Source organism: Xanthobacteraceae bacterium (genome assembly GCA_019454205.1).
Classification (GTDB): domain Bacteria; phylum Pseudomonadota; class Alphaproteobacteria; order Rhizobiales; family Xanthobacteraceae.
Genome location: CP075369.1, coordinates 391,029 through 410,189, shown reverse-complemented (window position 1 = coordinate 410,189; position 19,161 = coordinate 391,029). Strand labels below are relative to the sequence as shown.

The following is a 19,161-nucleotide window of genomic DNA, read 5'->3' as shown; positions in this document are numbered from 1 at the left end:
TCCGCTCGAAGCGCGATAGCGCCCCTCCCCACTCCCTGCTACAAGCCCGCGCCATGACGACAGGCACGACCAACGGCAAGAACGGCTCCGGCGCCGTGCTCGTAGAACTCTACGAGCGCGCGGGCTATGCGCGCGTGGAGCCGGCGATCCTGCAACCGGCCGAGATTTTCCTCGAGCTTTCGGGCGAGGAACTGCGCCGCCGCCTGTTTACCTTCACCGATTCCACCGGCGACGAACTCTGCCTGCGCCCCGACCTCACCATCCCGGTTTGCCGCGCGCACATGAATAAGGGCACCGGCGGTCCAGCGAGCTACTGCTACCTCGGCCCGGTGTTCCGCGACCGCGGCGGCGGCAGCGGCGAATATCTGCAAGGCGGGATCGAACAGCTCGGCCGCGAGGACAAGGCGGCAGCCGACGCGGAATGTCTCGCGCTCGCGCTCGAATCCGCACGTGCTTTTGGCGTAGATGCGCCTGCGATCCGCATGGGCGATGTCGGCCTGTTCTCGGCGCTGGTCGCGGCGTTGAAATTGCCGCCGGTATGGCAGCGGCGGCTACTGAAAGACTTCAACCGCACCGGCACGCTGGAAGCCGATCTCGCGAACCTCAAGGGCGTGAAGGACCCGCGCAAGTCCCACGCGGGCGTGCTCGCCGCGCTGGAAGGCGCGGACCCGCGCGAAGCGCGCGCTTTCGTCTCCGACATTCTTTCCATCGCGGGCATCTCCGCGGTCGGCGGCCGCACGGTCGAGGAAATCTCCGAGCGCTTTCTGGAACAGGCCTCGCGCGGCGCGACTGCGGGTCTTGCGCCGGAAGCGAGCACGGTGCTGGAAAAATACCTGCGCATCGCGGGCGACCCCGACGACGCGCTGGCTTCGCTGCGCGCACTCGCGAACGACGCAAACCTTGATCTCACGGAAGCGCTCGACTTCTTCGAGCAGCGCGCGGGCTTCTTCGCTGCCGCCGGAATCGACGTCGCGAAAATCCGTTTCGCGACCGCTTTCGGCCGCGCGCTCGATTATTATTCCGGCATGGTGTTCGAACTCTACGATCCCGCGGAGCGCGTGAACTGGCCGCTGGTCGCGGGCGGACGCTATGACTCGCTGCTGACACTTCTCGGCAATGCAACGCCGGTGCCCGCGGTCGGTTTCGCCGCATGGGTCGCCGAACTCGAAAAAGCGGGTGCGAAATGAGCGCGCTCGTTCTTGCCGTGCCGAGCAAAGGCCGCCTGATGGAGAACGCGCATGCGTTCTTCGGGCGCGCGGGCCTGTCGCTGGTGCAGGGCCGCGGCGGACGCGATTACCGCGGCACCATTCCCGAACTTCCCGGTGTCGAGGTCGCGTATCTTTCCGCCGCCGACATCGCGACCTCGCTGTCGCAGGGCACCATCCACATCGGCGTCACCGGCGAGGATTTAATTCGCGAGTCGATCCCCAACGCGGACGAGCGCATCGTGATGCTCGAAGGCCTCGGCTTCGGCTTTGCGAATGTCGTGGTTGCCGTGCCTCAGGCATGGATCGACGTGCGCTCGATGCAGGATCTCGACGACGTGGCGACCGCGTTTCACGCGAAACGCGGAGCGCGCATGCGCGTTGCGACCAAGTACGTCAACATGACGCGAAACTTCTTCGCGGGTCACGGCATCGCGGATTACCGCATTGTCGAAAGCCTTGGCGCGACCGAAGGCGCGCCCGCGGCAGGCACGGCGGAACTCATCGTCGACATCACCACGACCGGCGCGACGCTTGCAGGCAATGGCCTGAAGGTGATCGACGACGGCGTGATGCTGCGCTCGCAGGCCAACCTTGTCGCCTCGATCGGCGCGAACTGGAGCGCGGAAGCAAAGCGCATCGCGCAATTATTGCTCGACCGCATCGCCGCCGAACGGCGCGCGCGCACCATGCGCGAGGTGCGGCTGCGTTTCAAAGGCGCGGACGCGGAAATGCTGGCGGAAGCGAAGGGCCGCTTCGGCGTCGTCTCACCGCTCGGCCCGCCGACCTCTTCGGGCATGCTGACGCTGCTCTGCCCGCCCGCGACGCTGCACGACCTCACGCTGTTCCTGCGCGAACGCGGCGCGGAGACCGTGATCGTGTCCGCGCCGGAATATGTCTTCGCGCGCGACAATCCGCTGTACGACAAGCTGGCGGCGCGGCTCGCCTAGTTGGGCGCGCGGAACACCAGAAAACGCGCGAGCGTGAAGTTCACCACGAAGCCCGCGCCGATGCCGATGATCTTGGCGAGCACCAGCGCGGCCGACGCATCGACGAATGGTGCGAGCAGCTTTACCGCCACCACCAGCGCCGTCGTGTTCGCGACCAGCCCTCCGGTCTGGGTCGCGGCGAAGAACAGGTAGTCCTTCAGCCGCGGCTGCTTGCCGAAGGTAAAACGCGAATTGAGGAAATACGAGCAGGTCACCGCGACCAGCCAGGCGCAGACGTTTGCCGCCACGAGGCTCTCGGTCAGCGTATGATAGACCGTGAAGAACACGGCAGCGTCGATCGCCGCGTTCACGAAGCCGATCAGGCCGAACGAGAAAACCTGTTTCAGTAATGCGCGCATGGAATCGCCCGGAGGAACGGGCCGCTTCCTAGCACGGTTACCTTGCGGAGCGATGGCGTTTTACCCATTTTTACGGGTGCGCTAGGAACGAAGCGGGAAGGAAGACTGCCATGACCGCCGAAACCCTACAGCACCCGCGCGACGGGCTATCCATCGTCGTCCCGCTGTTCAACGAAGCCACAGGCCTGCCCGTCTTGCATGGCAAGCTAATGGAGATGTGCGCGCGGCTGGCTGCGGCCCATGGCCTGAAAACCGAGGTCGTCTATGTGGACGACGGCAGCCGCGACAACACGCTCGCGGTCGCGCGCGGGTTGCCCGCGTCCAGTGCGAGCGTGCAGACGGTTTCGCTATCGCGGAATTTCGGGAAAGAAGCGGCCTTGCTCGCCGGCCTCGACGTTGCGCGGCTCGGCGCGGTGATGTTTATGGATGGCGACGGCCAGCATCCGCCGGAACTGGCGGAGAAGCTGGTCGCGCTCTGGCGCGTTGACGGCTACGACGTGGTGTATACCGCCAAGGCGAACCGCGATAACGAGCCGCTGCTCCGCCGTCTGTTCGCGAAACTTTTCTATGGCGTGCTGAACTTCAATGCGCGCGCGCCGATCCCCGAAGACGCGGGCGATTTTCGCCTGCTCTCGCCGCGCGCGGTCGAGGCGCTGCGCAAACTTCCGGAACGCAATCGCTTCTTCAAAGGCTTGTCGAGCTGGATCGGATTCAAGCAGGTGCGCGTGCCCTACGAACCTGCCCCGCGCGCGCATGGCGTGACTAACTGGAATATGCGCGCCCTGCTCGGCCTCTCGATCGAAGGCATCACCGCGTTCTCGGCCGCACCGCTGCGCATCGCCAGCCTGCTCGGATTGCTGCTTTCGGGCACCGCGTTTCTGTTCGGGCTATGGATTCTGGCGGAGACGCTCATCCTCGGCAAGAACGTGCCGGGTTATCCCTCGGTGATCGTAGGCATCATGGTGATCGGCGGCGTGCAGTTGCTCGTACTCGGCGTGATCGGCGAATACATCGCCAAGATTCTCTCCGAGTTGAAGCGCCGTCCTTCCTATTTCGTCGCGGAACACGAAACACGCGAAGCCGGTGAGAAGCCGGTGCAAGAGAAATCTCCGCGCGAGGCCGCCGAGTGAAGCGCATCGTTCTGTGCGCGGACGATTATGGTCTTGCGCCCGGCGTCTCGCAGGCAATCCGCGAACTGATTGCGCTAGGCCGCCTGAATGCCACTTCGGCGATGACGGTATTTCCCGATCTTGCGGAAGAAGCGAAACGCCTCGCCGTCACGCCTTCGCCAGCGCCGGTCCAGATCGGATTGCATGTAACACTGAGCGGCGGCTTCAAGCCGCTGGTGTCAGCACCGATGCCGACGCGCGACGGCATGCTGCCGCCGATGGCGGTGTTATATTCCCCGCTGTCGCGGTTCCGGATCGTGCGGGCCGCAGTCGCCGCAGAAGTCGAAGCGCAGATCGAGGCGTTCAAACGTGCCTTCGGCCGCGCGCCGGATTACATCGACGGGCACCACCACGTTCAGCTGCTGCCAGGCGTGCGCAAACCGCTTTTGGAAACGGTCGCAAAACTCGCGCCGAAAGCATGGGTCCGGCAATGCGCGCCGCTGCAAAAGAGCAAGCTGCTCCGCGCCGACAACAAGACCCGTCTGATCGGCGCGCTCAGCATTGCCTTTGCAAAGCTGGCCGGGCGCCATGGAATCAAGACGAACCCCTCGTTTTCGGGCGCCTACAACTATGGCGGCACGGATTCCTTCGCCGGTCTGTTCGCGCGCTTTGTTGCTGAAATTACCGATGGCGGCGTCATCATGTGCCATCCCGGTCATATTGACGATGTGCTGCGCTCCCGCGACATTTTGATCGAACGCCGCCAAGAGGAATATTCCTTGCTTGCCAGCGAGCAGTTTCACGTCGCGATGAAAGAAGCAGGAGCCACGCTTGCCGGAGAAGCCGGAACTTCTTGAGAACATAAAGGCTAACTGGAAGACCTATGCCTGGCGTGCGCTCGGCGGGGCTATCGGCATCTATGCGATGATGTTTCTCGCGGAGATGGGCCACCTGCCGATCGCCCTCGTTCCTTTTGCGACTTCCGTCGTGAACGTGATCGCACTCCCCGACGCGCTGCCGGGACAGCCGCGTGCGCTGATTGGCGGTCATCTGATTTCAACGATAACCGGACTTTTGGTGCTGACAGCGTTTGGCTCCAGCACGCTTGCGGCGGCTCTCGCGGTTGGTTTGGCCATCATAGCAATGCATCTGACCCGCACCATGCATCCGCCCGCGGGCATCAATCCGCTCATCATCGTCACGGCGTCGTTGCCATGGAGCTTCCTGTTCGTGCCTGTATTGGCGGGCGTGATTGTGCTGACAGCTCTCGCCTATATCTGGCACGGCATTGAAAACCGCTTCGTCGATCACGAAGGAAAATGGCCGGCAAGCTGGTTTTAGCCCTGCATCGTTGCAGCGAACTGCTTGTAGACGCGCAAATCATTCAAATCTCAACAGGATTTCTGGATTCGGTTTGAGCATTCGTGCGCCGATCTGACCGCGCCGTAAGCAAGCGGCGCTACGAGATTTCGTTGCGCGGCTTCGCAATGTGTAAATTCTTCGATTCAATATTCGATGGCACGTCGCTTGCTCTTTCTCCACACGTGAAAGCTGCTGCGCGGTGTCCGAGCCGCGCGCACGAATGGAGATTGTCATGCGCCGCCGCGACTTCACGAAACTCGCCCTCACCGCTACTGCCGCCACCATCGCTGCGCCCGTCGTCGTGCGCGCGCAAACAACGTTCAACTGGAAGATGACTAGCGCATACGGTCCGAAGGCTGCGTTCTATTCGGTCGGTCCGGGCAGCGCGACCGACCTGTGTAAGCGTATCGAAGCGATGTCCGGCGGACGTCTGAAGATTCAATTCTATGGCGCGGGCGAACTGGTACCGGCGATGGAAGGTTTCGACGCGGCCTCTGCCGGCACGGTCGAAATGAACTATGGCAATGCCTATTTCTGGACCGGGAAAAGTTTTGCCGCGCAGTATTTCACCGCAGTTCCGTTCGGTCTCAACTTTCAGGGCATCAACGGCTGGCTCTATGACGGCGGCGGCATGGCGCTCTATCAGGAGGTTTACGACAAATTCAAACTCGTTCCGCTCGTATGCGGCAATACCGGCGTGCAGATGACCGGCTGGTTCCGCAAGGAGATCAAGTCGGTGGACGATCTCAAAGGCCTGAAGATGCGCATTCCCGGCCTCGCCGGCCGCGTCTACCAGAAACTCGGTGTTGACGTACGCCTGTTGCCCGGCGGCGAAATCTTCCCCGCGCTGGAACGCGGCGTGATCGACGCCGCCGAATTCGTCGGTCCCTATCTCGACCGGCAACTGGGGCTGCAAAAGGTCGCGAAATATTACTACACGACCGGCTGGCATGAGACGGCGACGGTTTCCGAAGTCGCGATCAACAAAGACGCATGGGATAAACTACCTGCAGACCTGAAAGCGGTTGTCGAGAACGCTTGCGCGGCTTGCAATGTTATCAGCGAAGCGTGGTGCCAGAAAAAAAATGCGGAAGCATTCGAGGATCTGGTGAAGAATCAGGGCGTGATCGCGCAGCCGTTGCCGGATTCCGTGGTCGCAGCGCTGCGCAAAGGCACTGAAGAAGTAATTGCCGAAGCAGTAGCGAAAGACCCGCTCGTGAAGAAGGTCAACGACAGCTATTTCGCCTATCTTGCGAAGTACAAATCGTGGACCGCGCTCAGCGAGGGCGTCTATCACACGAAAGTGCTCGGCTAGACCATGAAGGCCTTCGCGTCGATCGCAGGCGCGATCGACACCTTCATCGACAGGTTCGGCATGGTCGCCGCGTGGACGAGCTTTGCGCTCGTCCTCGTGATGGCATCGAACGTGCTGCTTCGCTACCTGTTCTCGACCGGCTCGGTTTGGGCACAGGAGCTGGAATGGCATCTGCTGGTGCCGATTTCCCTGCTCGGCATGTCGTATGCGCTACGGCACGGCGAACATGTGCGCGTCGATATTTTCTTCTCGAAATACAGCGAACGCTGGCAACTCATCGGCGACATCGTAACTTCGCTGCTATCTGTCATCGTCTGCCTGATCGTGATCCAGCTTTCGCTGCCTTATGTCCTGCAATCGTGGAATAACGGCGAAGACTCGGCTAACCCCGGCGGCATTCCCTATCGCTACATTCTGAAGGCGTTCATTCCATTTGGCTTCGCGTTGTTCGCGCTGCAATCGCTCGCGGATGCCATTAGATTCTGGATCAAGCTGAATAACCTGAAAGATCAGAAATGACCGGCAATGAGATACTCGCGCTCAGCATGCTGGGTTCGTTCTTTGTTTTGCTCATGCTCGGCCTTCCGGTCGGACTTACGCTGGCGGTTTCCGGATTTGTGTTCGGCTACATCGGCTTCGGACCGCTGCTGTTCAACCTCGTTCCCGGGCGCATCTTCGGCTCCGTCACCAGTTACACCCTGATCGCGATTCCGCTTTTCGTTTTCATGGGCGTGATGCTGGAGAAATCAAAACTCGCGGAAGACCTGATGGAAGTCGTCGGCCACCTTGCGGGAAACCTTCGCGGCGGACTGGGCATCGGCATCATTCTGGTCGGCGTGGTCATGGGCGCGACCACCGGCATTGTCGGCGCGACGGTGGTGACGCTCGGTCTGCTCACGCTACCCGCGCTGCTCCGGCGCGGTTACGACAAGGGCCTTGCCAGCGGCATGATCTGCGCCTCAGGCACCCTCGGTCAGATCATTCCGCCCAGCCTCATCCTCATTCTGCTGGCGGACATCCTGAACGAGTCGGTTGGCACGCTGTTCGCGGCGGCAGTCATTCCCGGATTGCTGCTCGCAGCGATCTATATCATTTACATTCTCGCCCTCGGTATCTTCCGGCCGGACAGCGTTCCGGCGGTGCCGCTCGCGGAGCGGCAGGCAATGTCGCGCGTTCAACTATGGGCCAAACTTGCGCGCGTGGCGTTGCCGCCGGTCGCGCTGGTCGGCGCGGTGCTGGGATCGATCATCGCCGGCATCGCCGCACCAACGGAAGCGGCGTCGATGGGTGCGCTCGGTTCGATTCTCGTCACTGCGATCGGGGGCCGTCTCAACTTCAAGGTACTGCGCGAGACAATCGAATCCACGACGAAGATCACCGCGATGATGATGTTCATTCTCATCTGCGCGCAGATTTTCGCCATCGCTTTCCGTGGTCTCGGCGGCGAGAAGCTGGTGGAAGACGCTTTCAAATGGCTGCCGGGCGGGGTCGCCGCCGAAATCTGGTTCATGCTGTTCATCATCTTCATTCTCGGATTCTTCATCGAATGGATCGAGATTTGCTACATCGCAGTGCCTTTGTTCCTGCCGATCATGCAGGCGCACGGCCTCGACCTGATATGGATCGCGACGCTGATATGCGTGATGTTGCAGACGTCCTTCCTGACGCCGCCGTTCGGCTGGGCGCTGTTCTTCCTGCGCGGCGTGGCGCCACCGGAAGTGAAAACCAGCGATATCTACCGAGGGATCATTCCGTTTGTAGCCATGCAGGTGCTGGCGACCTTCATCATATTCATGTTGCCCGCGCTGGCACTGTGGCTGCCGAAGAAGATCGGCTGGTAATCACAGGCGCCGGATGACGCCTGTGATTTCCTGGGCGTACAGTTAACCTGTGGCCTTCTGGCTTTTCTTCGAGTCGATGATCATGCCGACGATTGGTGCGAACAGAAACGCCAGCGCGAGCACATAAGCAACATAACGCACGCTCGAGCTTTCGGCTGCATGAACCGCGACCCAGATTACAGGGCTAAGGAATATCACCGAGACGAACGCAACCACGGTAGTTGCGATCGTGATTGCGCGCTCGCCCATAAGCGCGCTCACGGTCGCGAGGATGAGCGCGAGCGCAGTAAGCACAATTCCGTAGACAGGAATAAAAATCGCAAGGATGACAATGACTAAAGCGGCAATAGCCAGACCGAGTTTCATGGCGGATCCCCCAGCCGCAATATTGCGGCACGAAAGAAGCTAATCACCCTGGTTTATCGCTTACAATCTTGCAGCGCCTAACAGTTGCGTGATGCGCCGGGCGAAACGCCATACGGGTAAGGTAACACCACCAGTTCACGAGAACCTTACTCCCAAACCGACTTCTCCATGTTCCATATCTGGCCCTTGAGCTCGCGTGCGATCGCGATGCCCGCTTCGTCCAGTTCGAGCGGCAATCCTTCCGGCGGCCCGGCATAAAAATAAAGCCGCGAAATGCCGACGCGGGGGCCGGGATTTTCGTCCACGAGTTGTCCGGTCGTATCAGCGAGCCAGATCAAAAGGTTCTCGGATTCTTTCGGGCGTTCGGGAGAGACCAGGAAACGAACAGGAATTACATCGGTAAAACCGAGTTCACGGAATTTTAGGGAAGGCCGCTTGAGTTGCAGCACCAGTTCACCGGTCGTCTTATCCCACTCGCTCGTAACCAGCGTTGCGCCGAACGCTTTCGTGGCGGCGCGCTCCAATCGCGTTTTCAGCAGATCGCGGTTCGGTTTCCCCTTCACGGTCCAGTCTTTTCCCGGCACGCGGATCGTCGCGCGATAGAAGTCGGAACCCGCATAGCCGACCGCAAGCACCATCGGCATCGCTTTCAGCTTGGCCATCGCCGCCTGTAACTGCTCCGGCGGGAAGGAAACGCGGAATGTCTGGTAGCCCGCGCGCAATTCGCTGCACACCCGAAGCTCCATGTCCGCGGGTTGCAGGTCGACCGTGAAGTTGTGGCCGCGCAGCAGCTTGATCCATTCCGGCAACGTGCCGAATTTGATGCGCACCGCCAGCGTCTGCGGCGAAGCCAGCAGGAAATTGTCCGGTTCTTCCAGTAGCTCCGGGCCGTTCGGCGTTTCCTGCCGGAACGCTTCCTCGCTGGTCAGGTTCGCGTTGTCGGTAGACACCGCGTATTCCTTCAGCCCGGAGAAGAACGTGCCCGCATAAGATGTGCGGTCTTCCTTCAAGGCGCGGATCAATTTCAGCGCGACGCGCGTGCGCGAACCCTGCGATACGCCGGAGCCTTCCAGCCTGTCGCCATCCGGTTTCAGATCGAGGACAACGCGCTCGACCTTGCCGCCTGCGGGAATACAGAAATCGGCAGTCGCGGAAACAAGCTCGCGACCGCGGCGCTGCTCCTTGATGATCAGGTCGATCATCGGTGCCGGACCCGGACCGTCGAAGCTGAAAAAGGGACGCAGATAGACATTCTCCTGCGCGGCAGCCGGCAAGATGGAAAAACAGATGGCGGTAGCGGCAAAAGCGATCGCGCGGAAATGCATGAGAATATTCTCCGTTGCCACGAAGCTAACGACGGAGCGAGTCTTACGGCAAGCGCCCCGCGCTGCGCAGGCGTTCACATCCTCGGCAAAACAAAAAGAAAGGGCGCGGTTTCCCGCGCCCTTCTGTCCAAACTGAATGGATCGTCAGAAATCAGAAGTCCATTCCACCGCCCGGCATTGCCGGAGCGGCGGGGCCTTCCTTCTTCGGCAGTTCGGCGATCATGGCTTCGGTCGTGATCAGCAGGCCCGCGATGGAAGCGGCGTCCTGCAAGGCAGTGCGCACGACCTTCGCCGGGTCGATGATGCCGGCGCGGAACATGTCGCCGTACTTCTCGTTCTGCGCATCGAAGCCGTAGTCCGGCTCGTTTTGGTCCGTGATCTTGCCGACCACGATGGAGCCTTCGACACCGGCGTTTTCCGCGATCTGGCGGATCGGCGCTTCCAGCGCTTTCAGCACGATGTTGATGCCGGCCTGCACGTCTTCGTTATCATCCTTGAGACGGCCGACGGCCTTCTTGGAACGAAGCAATGCAACGCCGCCGCCCGGCACGATGCCTTCCTGCACCGCGGCGCGGGTCGCATTCAGCGCGTCGTCGACGCGGTCGCGCTTTTCCTTCACTTCGATTTCGGTCGCGCCGCCGACGCGGATGACGGCCACGCCGCCCGCGAGCTTGGCGAGGCGCTCTTGCAGCTTTTCCTTGTCGTAGTCCGAGGTGGTTTCCTCGATCTGCTGCTTGATCTGGGCGACACGGGCTTCGATGTCTTTCTTCTTGCCGGTGCCGTCGACGATGGTGGTCTTTTCCTTCTCGATCATCACCTTCTTGGCGCGGCCGAGCATCTGGAGCGTGACGTTCTCCAGCTTGATGCCGAGGTCTTCTGCGATCATCTGGCCGTTGGTCAGGATCGCGATGTCTTCCAGCATCGCCTTGCGGCGGTCGCCGAAGCCCGGTGCCTTCACAGCAGCGACCTTCAGGCCGCCGCGCAGACGGTTCACGACGAGGGTCGCGAGCGCCTCGCCTTCCACGTCTTCCGCGATGATGAGCAGCGGCTTGCCCGACTGCACCACCGCCTCGAGCACGGGCAGCATCGACTGGAGCGTCGAGAGCTTCTTCTCGAACACTAGGATGTAGGGATCGTTCAGCTCGGCCGTCATCTTGTCGGCGTTGGTGACGAAGTACGGCGAGATGTAACCGCGGTCGAACTGCATGCCCTCGACGATATCGACGTCGGTCTCCAGCGACTTGGCTTCCTCGACCGTGATCACGCCTTCGTTGCCGACGCGCTGCATGGCCTCGGCGATCATCGAGCCGATGGTTTCGTCGCCGTTGGCCGAGATGGTGCCGACCTGCGCGACTTCCTTTGAGGATTTCACGCCGCGCGCGTTCTTGGTGATGTCATCGACGACCTTGGCGACGGCGAGATCGATGCCACGCTTGAGGTCCATCGGGTTCATGCCGGCGGCAACCGACTTCGCGCCTTCGCGGACAATCGATTGGGCGAGAACGGTCGCGGTCGTGGTGCCGTCGCCGGCGAGGTCGTTGGTCTTCGACGCCACTTCGCGCAGCATCTGCGCGCCCATGTTCTCGAACTTGTCCTCAAGTTCGATTTCCTTGGCGACGGTGACGCCGTCCTTGGTGATGCGCGGCGCGCCGAACGATTTGTCGAGCACGACGTTGCGGCCCTTCGGGCCGAGCGTCACCTTCACGGCATTGGCGAGAATATCAACGCCGCGCAACATCTTGTCGCGCGCTTCGGTCGAGAAGCGTACTTCCTTGGCAGCCATTTTATTTCTCCTGCGCGGCGCTTACTTGCCGATGATGCCCATGATGTCCGACTCCTTCATGATCAGGAGTTCGGTACCGTCGATCTTCACTTCCGTTCCGGACCACTTGCTGAACAGGATGCGGTCGCCGACCTTCACGTCGATCGGAACGAGCTTGCCGCTTTCGTCGCGCCCGCCCGGACCCACGGCGATCACTTCGCCTTCGGACGGCTTTTCCTGCGCACTGTCGGGAATGATGATGCCGCTCTTGGTCTTCTGGTCGGCGTCGATGCGCTTGACGACCACGCGGTCATGGAGGGGACGGAATTTTTTCATCGGGTGTTCCTCACGCGATTTCGGGGCTGCCGCGCGGACGCGCGGAAATGGCTATGGCACTCGCTGAATTAGAGTGCCAGCGCCGCGCAGATAGCCAAGCGCGCCGCTCCGAGTCAAGAAATCGCTTTCAGGCGGGGGAAAATCGGGTTGGGAATCAGGCGCTTGCGCGCTTGGGCGCGCCCGCCACCAGCCGGTAAAGCACCATCCCCACACTGCCATAGGCCAGAATGAAAGCGGCGGTCTGCCAGTTCAGTTGACGGCCCTGCCAGGTGACTAGTCCGCAGATGAGCGCGCCGCAGACCAGCCCGCCGAGCGCGAACCAGGGCACCGACGAGCGGCCCAGCCGCGGCAGCACCAGCGTCAACAGCAATGCGCTGATCGTGACGGGGATGAATGCCTGCAAGGACAGGTAGACGAACATGCCGGTGAACACGAGAATCAGCAGGCCGAGGCCGGCCATGCGGAAGCCCACGATCCATCCCTCGTCGCCACGTTGCGGGATCACTGCGTTTTTCGCTTCGCCCGTGAACAGCGGTTTCAGCGCCGCGAGATTGAGGTTGCCGTCGATGGACTCGATCGCGAAGGCGCAAAGCGCGTAGAGCGCGCAGGCGACACAAATACCCTTGAAGGAAAGCGAGCGGAGCAAATCCCGATCCTTTGCGAAGGCGCGAGACTAGCGCGGCCCGGTAAACCCGCGCGGAATGCATCGCTTAAAATTTTAGCGAAGCGGCGGTTTGTGATGGCCCGCGCGGGCTTTGGTGCGATCCGGCGCGAACAGTTCGCGCTTCAACAGGCTTTCCGCCCATTCCGCGAAAGCCTGTACCCTTCGCGATATCCTCCTTCCCTTCGGATAGACGATCACGAGCGGCATCGGCTCGGCGCAATAGCCTTTCATCACCGCGACCAGTTCGCCGGAAGCGATATGCGCCTTCACGTCATAGGCGGGAATCTGGATCAGCCCGAGGCCCGCGAGACTACAGGCGATATAGGCTTCCGCATTGTTGACCGTGACATGGCTGCGCATGGTGCGCGTGCGCACATGACCGCGCTCGGTCCATTCCCACGGCGCGACTACGCTGCCCAATGTTTCGTAACTGACGGCGACATGACGGACCAGATCGGCCGGTTTTCGCGGCGTACCGTAGCGGCGCAAATAGGCCGGGCTTGCCACATTGATCAGCCGCAGTTCGCCGAACGGATGCACGGCGACATTATTGTCCGCGATCGTGCCGACGCGCACCGCGCAGTCGATCGCGTCCTCGACCAGGTTGACCATGCGGTCGGTCGCGCCGAAAGAAATTTCTATTTCAGGATAGCGCGCGAGAAATTCCGGCAACGCGGGCGCAATGACGAGGCGGCCGATCCGGCCCGGCACGCTGACCCGCAACTTGCCGCGAACCGCGCTCTCCCCTTTCCGGAACGCCGATTGCGTTTCCTCGAAATCCGCGATCAGGCGAACGCAGCGATCGTAGAATTCGAGGCCTTCCGGCGTCGGGATGACCTTGCGCGTGGTGCGATGGAGCAGCGTGGCGCCGACAAGCGCTTCGATGTCCTGAATTGCAGCGGACACGGTCGAACGCGGCAGGCCGAGGCTTTCGGCAGCGCGGCTGAAACTCGCGCAGTCGGTTACGCGGACGAAGACACGGAAGCGCTCGATGCGGTCCAAGGCTGATCCTGATTGTTCGAATAATCCGAACAGTAATTCCAAAATAAGTGCGTTTATCCAGAAACCATAACCTGTATTCTGCCCGCACAAAACGAAATCTTCATCGCGAAAGGAACTGCGCATGGCAACGCACGACATCGGCGGCAAGACGGTTCTCATAGCTGGCGGCGCGAAGAACCTCGGTGGTTTGCTCGCGCGCGATCTCGCGGGGCACGGCGCTAAGGCAGTGATGATCCACTATCACAGCGCATCGGCAAAAGATGACGCGGCAAAAACCGCTGCGGCGGTGGAAGCCGCGGGGGCGAAGGCGGCAACGTTTCAGGCCGATCTCCGCTCCGCCGCGGGAAACGAAAAACTCTTTGCCGAAACCGTGCTCGCTTTCGGCAAGCCCGACGTTGCGATCAATACGGTGGGCAAGGTTCTGAAAAAGCCGATGGTCGATGTTTCAGAAGCCGAGTTCGACGACATGTCCGCGATCAACGCGAAGTCGGCGTTCTTCTTCCTGAAGGAAGCGGGCAAGAACCTGAATGACAACGGCAAAGTCTGCACGGTCGTCACGTCACTGCTCGGCGCGTTCACGCCGTTCTATTCGACCTATGCCGGCATGAAGGCCCCCGTCGAGCATTTCACGCGCGCCGCTGCGAAAGAGTTCGGCGACCGCGGCATTTCGGTGAGCGCGATCGGTCCGGGTCCGATGGATACGCCGTTCTTCTATCCGGCCGAAGGCGCGGATGCAGTGGCCTATCACAAGACTGCGGCGGCGCTCTCGAAATTCACCAAGACCGGCCTGACCGACATCGCCGACATCGTGCCGTTCATCCGGTTTCTTGTCTCGGACGGCTGGTGGATGACGGGACAGACCATCCTCGTCAACGGCGGCTACACGACGAAGTAGCTGCACGCGCTATGCATGGCCCGCGGGCTGCCGCGTACGATACGGCTCTTCGAGATATTTCTTTGTCTCGGCGTCCAGCTTGATCTCAAGCGCTTTGAGCGCATCCGGCAAGTGATGCGGCTTGGAAGCGCCGATGATGGGAGAGGTCACGAGCGGACTCGCGAGCGTCCATGCAATCGCAACCGCCGCGCGCGAAACGCCGAGCTTCTCGGCGACGACGCGCACGCGCTCGGCGATTTCGTGGTCGGTGTCGGTTGCGCCAATGCCGAGGTGCTTCGAATAGTCGTCGGTGTTGCCGCGCACGGTGCGTTCGCCCTGCGACGGCATCGAGCCTGCGAGAAAACCGCGCGCGATCGGCGACCACGGCGTCACCGCGATGTTCTGGTCCTTGCAGAGGGGAAGCATCTCCCGCTCCTCCTCGCGATAGATCAGGTTGTAATAGTTTTGCATGGAGACGAAGCGCGCGAGACCGCGCTCCTTCTGCATGGTCAGCATCTTCGCGAACTGCCACGACCACATGGAGGACGCGCCGAGATAGAGCGCCTTGCCCGCCTTCACTACATCGGAAAGGGCTTCGATGGTTTCCTCGATTTCCGTTTCGTAGTCGAATCTATGGATGATGTAGAGATCGATGTAATCCATCTTCAGGCGCTTCAACGAAGCGTCGACGCCTTCCATGATGTGCTTGCGCGACAACCCTTTCAGGTTCGGTGCCTTGCCCATCGTGTTGAAGACCTTGGTCGCGACCACCACTTCCTCGCGGCGCGCGGCATATTCCTTCATCGCGCGGCCGACGATTTCCTCGCTGGCGCCCTGCGAATACATGTCCGCCGTGTCGAAGAAATTGATGCCGGCATCGAACGCCGCCTTGAAGAACGGCTTCGCGTCGTCTTCGTTCAATACCCATTCGCGCCACGACTTCGCGCCGTAGGTCATGCAGCCGAGACACAGCCGCGATACCTTCATGCCGGTCGAGCCGAAGCGGACGTATTCCATGTGCAGCTCCTGCTACCTGTTCACGTCGAGCATCGTGGACGGCAACCACAACACCAGTTGCGGGAACGCGGCAATAAGCACGACGGCTACGCACATCAGCAGGAACAACGGGAATGCGTAGGCTCCGATTGCGAAGATCGAACGCCGCGTCATCCCCTGCAATACGAACAGGTTAAAGCCGACCGGCGGCGTGATCTGCGCCATCTCGACCACCAGCACGATGTAGACGCCGAACCATATAAGGTCGAAGCTCGCCTTCTCGACGAGCGGCATGATGACCGACGTGGTCAGCACGACCATAGAGATGCCATCAAGAAAGCAGCCAAGCACGATGAAGAAAATCGTGAGCGCGAGCAGAAGCTGCCACTTGCTCAAACCCAGCGATGAAACCCATTCCGCGAGGGCGCGCGGAATTCCGGTAAAGCCCATCGCCGTCGTCAGGAACGCAGCACCCGCGAGGATCGCCGCGATCATGCACGACGTGACCGTGGCCCCGCTTAACCCGCTGAAGAAGGTTTCGAAACTCAACTGGCCGCTGAGTGCCGCGAACAGCAGCGAGAGGGCGACCCCGACGACCGCGGCTTCGGTCGCCGATGCCAATCCGCCGTAGATCGAACCGATCACGCCGAGGATCAACAGAGTCACGGGGACGAGACCCAGCGTCGGCCGGATGCGCTCCCGCCATGGAATACGCGGCTCCTGGGCTGGCATGCGGTCGCTGTTCAGCAGCGCCCACACCATTACAAAACCCATGAACAGAAAGGCCAGCATGATGCCGGGAATCACGCCAGCGATGAACAACCGCGCGATCGACTGGTCGGTTGCAGCGCCATAGACGATCATGATGATCGAAGGTGGAATCAACAGCCCGAGCGTTCCCGATCCCGCCAGCGTACCGATGGTCATACGCTCGTCGTAGCCGCGCTTCTGCAATTCGGGGAGCGTAATCCGTCCAATGGTTGCGCAGGTTGCAGCCGACGATCCCGACACCGCGGCGAACACCGCGCAGCCGAGAATGTTCACATGCAGCAGGCGGCCAGGCAGCCGGCGCACCCAGGGCGCCAGCCCCGCGAAAAGATCTTCCGCAAGGCGCGTGCGAAATAATATCTCTCCCATCCAGATGAACATTGGCAGCGCGATAAGGTCCCAGCCGTTCAGCGATTGCCAGAGCGAGGTCGAAAGCGAGGCCCCGGCAGGTGCGCTGGACAGGATTTTCATCGCGACGAAGCCGATCGCACCAAGCGCCACTGCGATCCAGACGCTGGAGGCAAGAATCGCAAAGAGCAAAAGGACCAGTAGCGCAGTCCATTCGACGAAGCCCATGGTCTATTCCTGCCCCATCGTGATTGCGCTTTCGGCTTCGACGAAGGAAGGCCGACCGCGGCGCCATGTCAGCACGAGTTCGTCGAGCAGCGCGATGCAGAAAGCGGCCAGGCCCAGCGCCATCGCGCTCTGCGGAATCCAATATTTGATCGGAAACAGGCCCGACGACACGTCGCCGAACTTGAAGGAAGAATATGCGAGCGCGACCAGCGACCAGGTTGCGTAGGCCGCAATCGCGAGGCAAGCCGCGAGCGCCCAAAGCTCGAATATCTTGCGCATCCGCGGCTGCACAGAACCTACCAGCATCGTCACGCGGATGTGCGCGCCGCGCTTGAGGGTTGCGGCAAGCGCGAGAAAACTGGCGGCGGCGAAAAGATAACCCGAGATTTCGGCCAGCGACGGAATCAGAAATCCGTACGGCGGATAATTGAAAATAACGAGCGTGGAATCGAATATCCGTCCGATTACCTGTGCAATTACCAAAGCAAAAATCACAGCCAGACAAGCCGCGGCAACGCCCAGCATGAGAAGATAAAATCGGTCCAGCAACTTTCGCATGTTCAAACTCGCAAAACGAAAACCTCTCCCTTTTTTGGAGGGAGAGGTTTGTCCTTTGGCTATTTCTTCTTGAACTTGTCGAGAATAGCCTTGCCGTCGTCACCGGCTGCTTTTTGCCAGTCTGCGGTCATGGTTTCGCCGATCTTGTTGAAGCCCGCCTTCAACGCGTCCGAAGGCTTTACGACCGTGACCTTGTTATCCGACAACGCTTTGGTTTTTTCGGTCGTTTCAATTTCAGAGGCTTTCCAGCCACGATCTTCTGCTTCCTTCGCCGCCTTGAGCAAGGCAGCCTTGACGTCGGCCGGCAGCGCATCGAGCGCGGCCTTGGAAACGATCACGACGTTGCGCGGCAACCATGCCTGCGTATCGTGGAAATGCGAAAGATAATCCCACGCCTTGGTATCGACGCCGGTCGAAGGCGACGTGATCATGGCTTCCACGCGATTCTGCGCGAAGGCGGTCGGGATGTCCGGCACTTCGATCTGTGTCGGGATGGCACCCGCAAGCTGCGCGATACGCTGGGTTGCGGTGTTATAGGTTCGGAACTTCAGACCCTTCAGGTCGTCGATGGTCTTCAGTTCTTTCTTGGCGTAGATGCCCTGCGGCGGCCACGGCACCGAGAACAGCAAAACCAGGCCTTCTTCCGCCAGCTTCTTCTCGAGGAAAGGCTTTTGCGCTTCGTAGAGGCGGCGCGCATCGGAGTAGCTGGTGGCGAGGAAAGGCACCGAGTCTACGCCGTAAATCGGGCTTTCGTTCTGGTGGTTCGAGATCAGCACCTCACCGATCGGCGCGACGCCGCGGCGGATGGAAGACTTGATCTCGGGATGCTTGATCAGCGAGCCGTTGGAATGAACCTGGATCTTCAGCTTGCCGCCGGTCGCTTTATCAACGTCAGCGGCGAACTGTACGATGTTTTTCGTGTGGAAGTTTCCGTCACCGTAAGGCGTCGGCATGTCCCATTTCGTCTGCGCGAAGGCGGTACCGGCGGAGGCCGCCAGCGCCACGCCCGCGAACAACGCGGTCAGTTTTTTCATCTACACTCTCCCTTGGGGGGATGGCACAAGCGCCTCCCCGCTTCTTTAACGAACAGGCTAGCAGCCGAGACGGAGCGTTCAAGCTCCTTCGCGGCTACAAGCTGGCTGCCGCACGCGCGGCCTGATCGTAGTGGCCGGAAAGCGCGCGCATCAATCCGGCGATTTCGCTCAGGCGTTTTTCGTCGGCGCCGGTTGCCTTCACCGGCGCGACAAGAAGCGCTTCGCGGATTTTTCCGTACTTCTTCACGATCGTCTCGCCTTTTGCGGAAAGCGAGACGGTTTTTTCGTTGCCCTTGCGGCCCGCAACCAGCAGCCCCGCCGCTTCGAGCTTCTTCACGGCATAGGTGACGAGATGCGTGTCCTCGATGGAGAGCACGAGGCAAATGTCGGCGAGACGCTTGGGACGATTGCGGTGCGCAACCGCATGCAGCACCAGCACTTCCATCGGATTCACGTCCGGCAAGCCGGCGGCGGCAACGCAGCGCACCATCCAACGCTCGAAAGCATGACCCAATAAAATCAGACCGAACTCGAGTTCGGAAAGCGAAGGCATCGCACCCGCCGCGAGATGCGCCGACGAAACGATGGGGCCGAGCGAGGCTTCCGCCCTGCCCGTTCCGCTCGCCACGACACGCATCGTCTTGGCCATCCGCGCCCCTTACGCAAAAATCCCTAGAAGGAAGCGTATTCGCAACAAATAATTTGTCAATAAATCGTCGG

General features: G+C 60.9%; 21 protein-coding genes. 9 read left to right on the top strand and 12 right to left on the bottom strand.

Annotated elements, in window-relative coordinates; translation table 11 throughout:
• Positions 1–53: 53 nt before the first annotated feature.
• Positions 54–1,187, top strand: a complete 1,134-nt coding sequence (locus tag KF794_01960) for an ATP phosphoribosyltransferase regulatory subunit (protein QYK45499.1) — start codon at positions 54–56, stop codon at positions 1,185–1,187.
• Entirely contained in the window at positions 1,184–2,155 is a 972-nt protein-coding gene (locus KF794_01955) for an ATP phosphoribosyltransferase (protein QYK45498.1), read from the top strand. The genes KF794_01960 and KF794_01955 overlap by 4 nt, the downstream gene beginning before the upstream one ends.
• On the opposite strand, the gene KF794_01950 is transcribed toward KF794_01955, so the two are convergent.
• Positions 2,152–2,553 (bottom strand): GtrA family protein, encoded by a 402-nt coding sequence (locus KF794_01950; GenBank protein QYK45497.1) that lies wholly within the window; start codon positions 2,551–2,553, stop codon positions 2,152–2,154. The genes KF794_01955 and KF794_01950 overlap by 4 nt on opposite strands.
• 110 nt (positions 2,554–2,663) lie before the next feature.
• On the opposite strand from KF794_01950, the gene KF794_01945 reads away from it, so the two are divergent.
• From KF794_01945 to KF794_01920, 6 genes are all read left to right on the top strand, one after another.
• Positions 2,664–3,683 carry a glycosyltransferase family 2 protein gene (locus KF794_01945; protein QYK45496.1) on the top strand — a complete coding sequence of 340 codons (1,020 nt, stop codon included), beginning with the start codon at positions 2,664–2,666 and terminating at the stop codon, positions 3,681–3,683.
• Positions 3,680–4,519, top strand: coding sequence for a ChbG/HpnK family deacetylase (locus KF794_01940; GenBank protein ID QYK45495.1), 840 nt, complete (start codon positions 3,680–3,682; stop codon positions 4,517–4,519). The genes KF794_01945 and KF794_01940 overlap by 4 nt, the downstream gene beginning before the upstream one ends.
• Positions 4,494–5,003, top strand: coding sequence for an HPP family protein (locus KF794_01935; protein ID QYK45494.1), 510 nt, complete (start codon positions 4,494–4,496; stop codon positions 5,001–5,003). Before KF794_01940 ends, KF794_01935 begins: the two co-directional genes overlap by 26 nt.
• A 253-nt stretch (positions 5,004–5,256) precedes the next feature.
• Complete coding sequence (locus KF794_01930; GenBank protein ID QYK45493.1) at positions 5,257–6,339, top strand: TRAP transporter substrate-binding protein; 1,083 nt, start codon at positions 5,257–5,259, stop codon at positions 6,337–6,339.
• Positions 6,340–6,342: 3 nt separating this feature from the next.
• Positions 6,343–6,858, top strand: coding sequence for a TRAP transporter small permease subunit (locus tag KF794_01925; protein ID QYK45492.1), 516 nt, complete (start codon positions 6,343–6,345; stop codon positions 6,856–6,858).
• On the top strand, positions 6,855–8,180 hold the full coding sequence (locus KF794_01920) for a TRAP transporter large permease subunit (protein ID QYK45491.1): 1,326 nt from the start codon (positions 6,855–6,857) through the stop codon (positions 8,178–8,180). The genes KF794_01925 and KF794_01920 overlap by 4 nt, the downstream gene beginning before the upstream one ends.
• Positions 8,181–8,222: 42 nt before the next feature.
• Here KF794_01920 and KF794_01915 read toward each other — a convergent pair whose 3' ends face one another.
• The 6 genes from KF794_01915 to KF794_01890 form a co-directional block, all read right to left on the bottom strand.
• Complete coding sequence (locus KF794_01915; GenBank protein ID QYK45490.1) at positions 8,223–8,546, bottom strand: hypothetical protein; 324 nt, start codon at positions 8,544–8,546, stop codon at positions 8,223–8,225.
• Between the two features lie 146 nt (positions 8,547–8,692).
• Positions 8,693–9,871, bottom strand: coding sequence for a hypothetical protein (locus KF794_01910; protein ID QYK45489.1), 1,179 nt, complete (start codon positions 9,869–9,871; stop codon positions 8,693–8,695).
• A 151-nt stretch (positions 9,872–10,022) separates the two neighbouring features.
• A complete protein-coding gene (gene groL, locus KF794_01905; protein ID QYK45488.1) occupies positions 10,023–11,654 on the bottom strand; it encodes a chaperonin GroEL in 1,632 nt (543 codons plus the stop codon).
• A gap of 21 nt (positions 11,655–11,675) precedes the next feature.
• Complete coding sequence (groES, locus tag KF794_01900) at positions 11,676–11,969, bottom strand: co-chaperone GroES (GenBank protein ID QYK45487.1); 294 nt, start codon at positions 11,967–11,969, stop codon at positions 11,676–11,678.
• A 154-nt stretch (positions 11,970–12,123) separates the two neighbouring features.
• Positions 12,124–12,615, bottom strand: coding sequence for a hypothetical protein (locus tag KF794_01895; protein QYK45486.1), 492 nt, complete (start codon positions 12,613–12,615; stop codon positions 12,124–12,126).
• Between the two features lie 72 nt (positions 12,616–12,687).
• Positions 12,688–13,635, bottom strand: a complete 948-nt coding sequence (locus KF794_01890) for a LysR family transcriptional regulator (GenBank protein QYK45485.1) — start codon at positions 13,633–13,635, stop codon at positions 12,688–12,690.
• 121 nt (positions 13,636–13,756) lie between these two features.
• Between KF794_01890 and KF794_01885 the strand changes: the two genes are divergently transcribed.
• Positions 13,757–14,530 (top strand): SDR family oxidoreductase, encoded by a 774-nt coding sequence (locus KF794_01885; GenBank protein QYK45484.1) that lies wholly within the window; start codon positions 13,757–13,759, stop codon positions 14,528–14,530.
• A 9-nt stretch (positions 14,531–14,539) separates the two neighbouring features.
• Here the strand turns inward: KF794_01885 and KF794_01880 are convergent, their stop codons facing one another.
• From KF794_01880 to KF794_01860, 5 genes are all read right to left on the bottom strand, one after another.
• Positions 14,540–15,526 carry an aldo/keto reductase gene (locus tag KF794_01880; protein QYK45483.1) on the bottom strand — a complete coding sequence of 329 codons (987 nt, stop codon included), beginning with the start codon at positions 15,524–15,526 and terminating at the stop codon, positions 14,540–14,542.
• 12 nt (positions 15,527–15,538) lie between these two features.
• A complete protein-coding gene (locus KF794_01875; protein QYK45482.1) occupies positions 15,539–16,849 on the bottom strand; it encodes a TRAP transporter large permease subunit in 1,311 nt (436 codons plus the stop codon).
• A 3-nt stretch (positions 16,850–16,852) separates the two neighbouring features.
• On the bottom strand, positions 16,853–17,407 hold the full coding sequence (locus KF794_01870; protein ID QYK45481.1) for a TRAP transporter small permease subunit: 555 nt from the start codon (positions 17,405–17,407) through the stop codon (positions 16,853–16,855).
• Between the two features lie 59 nt (positions 17,408–17,466).
• Complete coding sequence (locus KF794_01865; GenBank protein ID QYK45480.1) at positions 17,467–18,441, bottom strand: TRAP transporter substrate-binding protein; 975 nt, start codon at positions 18,439–18,441, stop codon at positions 17,467–17,469.
• Positions 18,442–18,535: 94 nt separating this feature from the next.
• Positions 18,536–19,078 (bottom strand): winged helix DNA-binding protein, encoded by a 543-nt coding sequence (locus KF794_01860; GenBank protein QYK46549.1) that lies wholly within the window; start codon positions 19,076–19,078, stop codon positions 18,536–18,538.
• Positions 19,079–19,161: the final 83 nt, after the last annotated feature.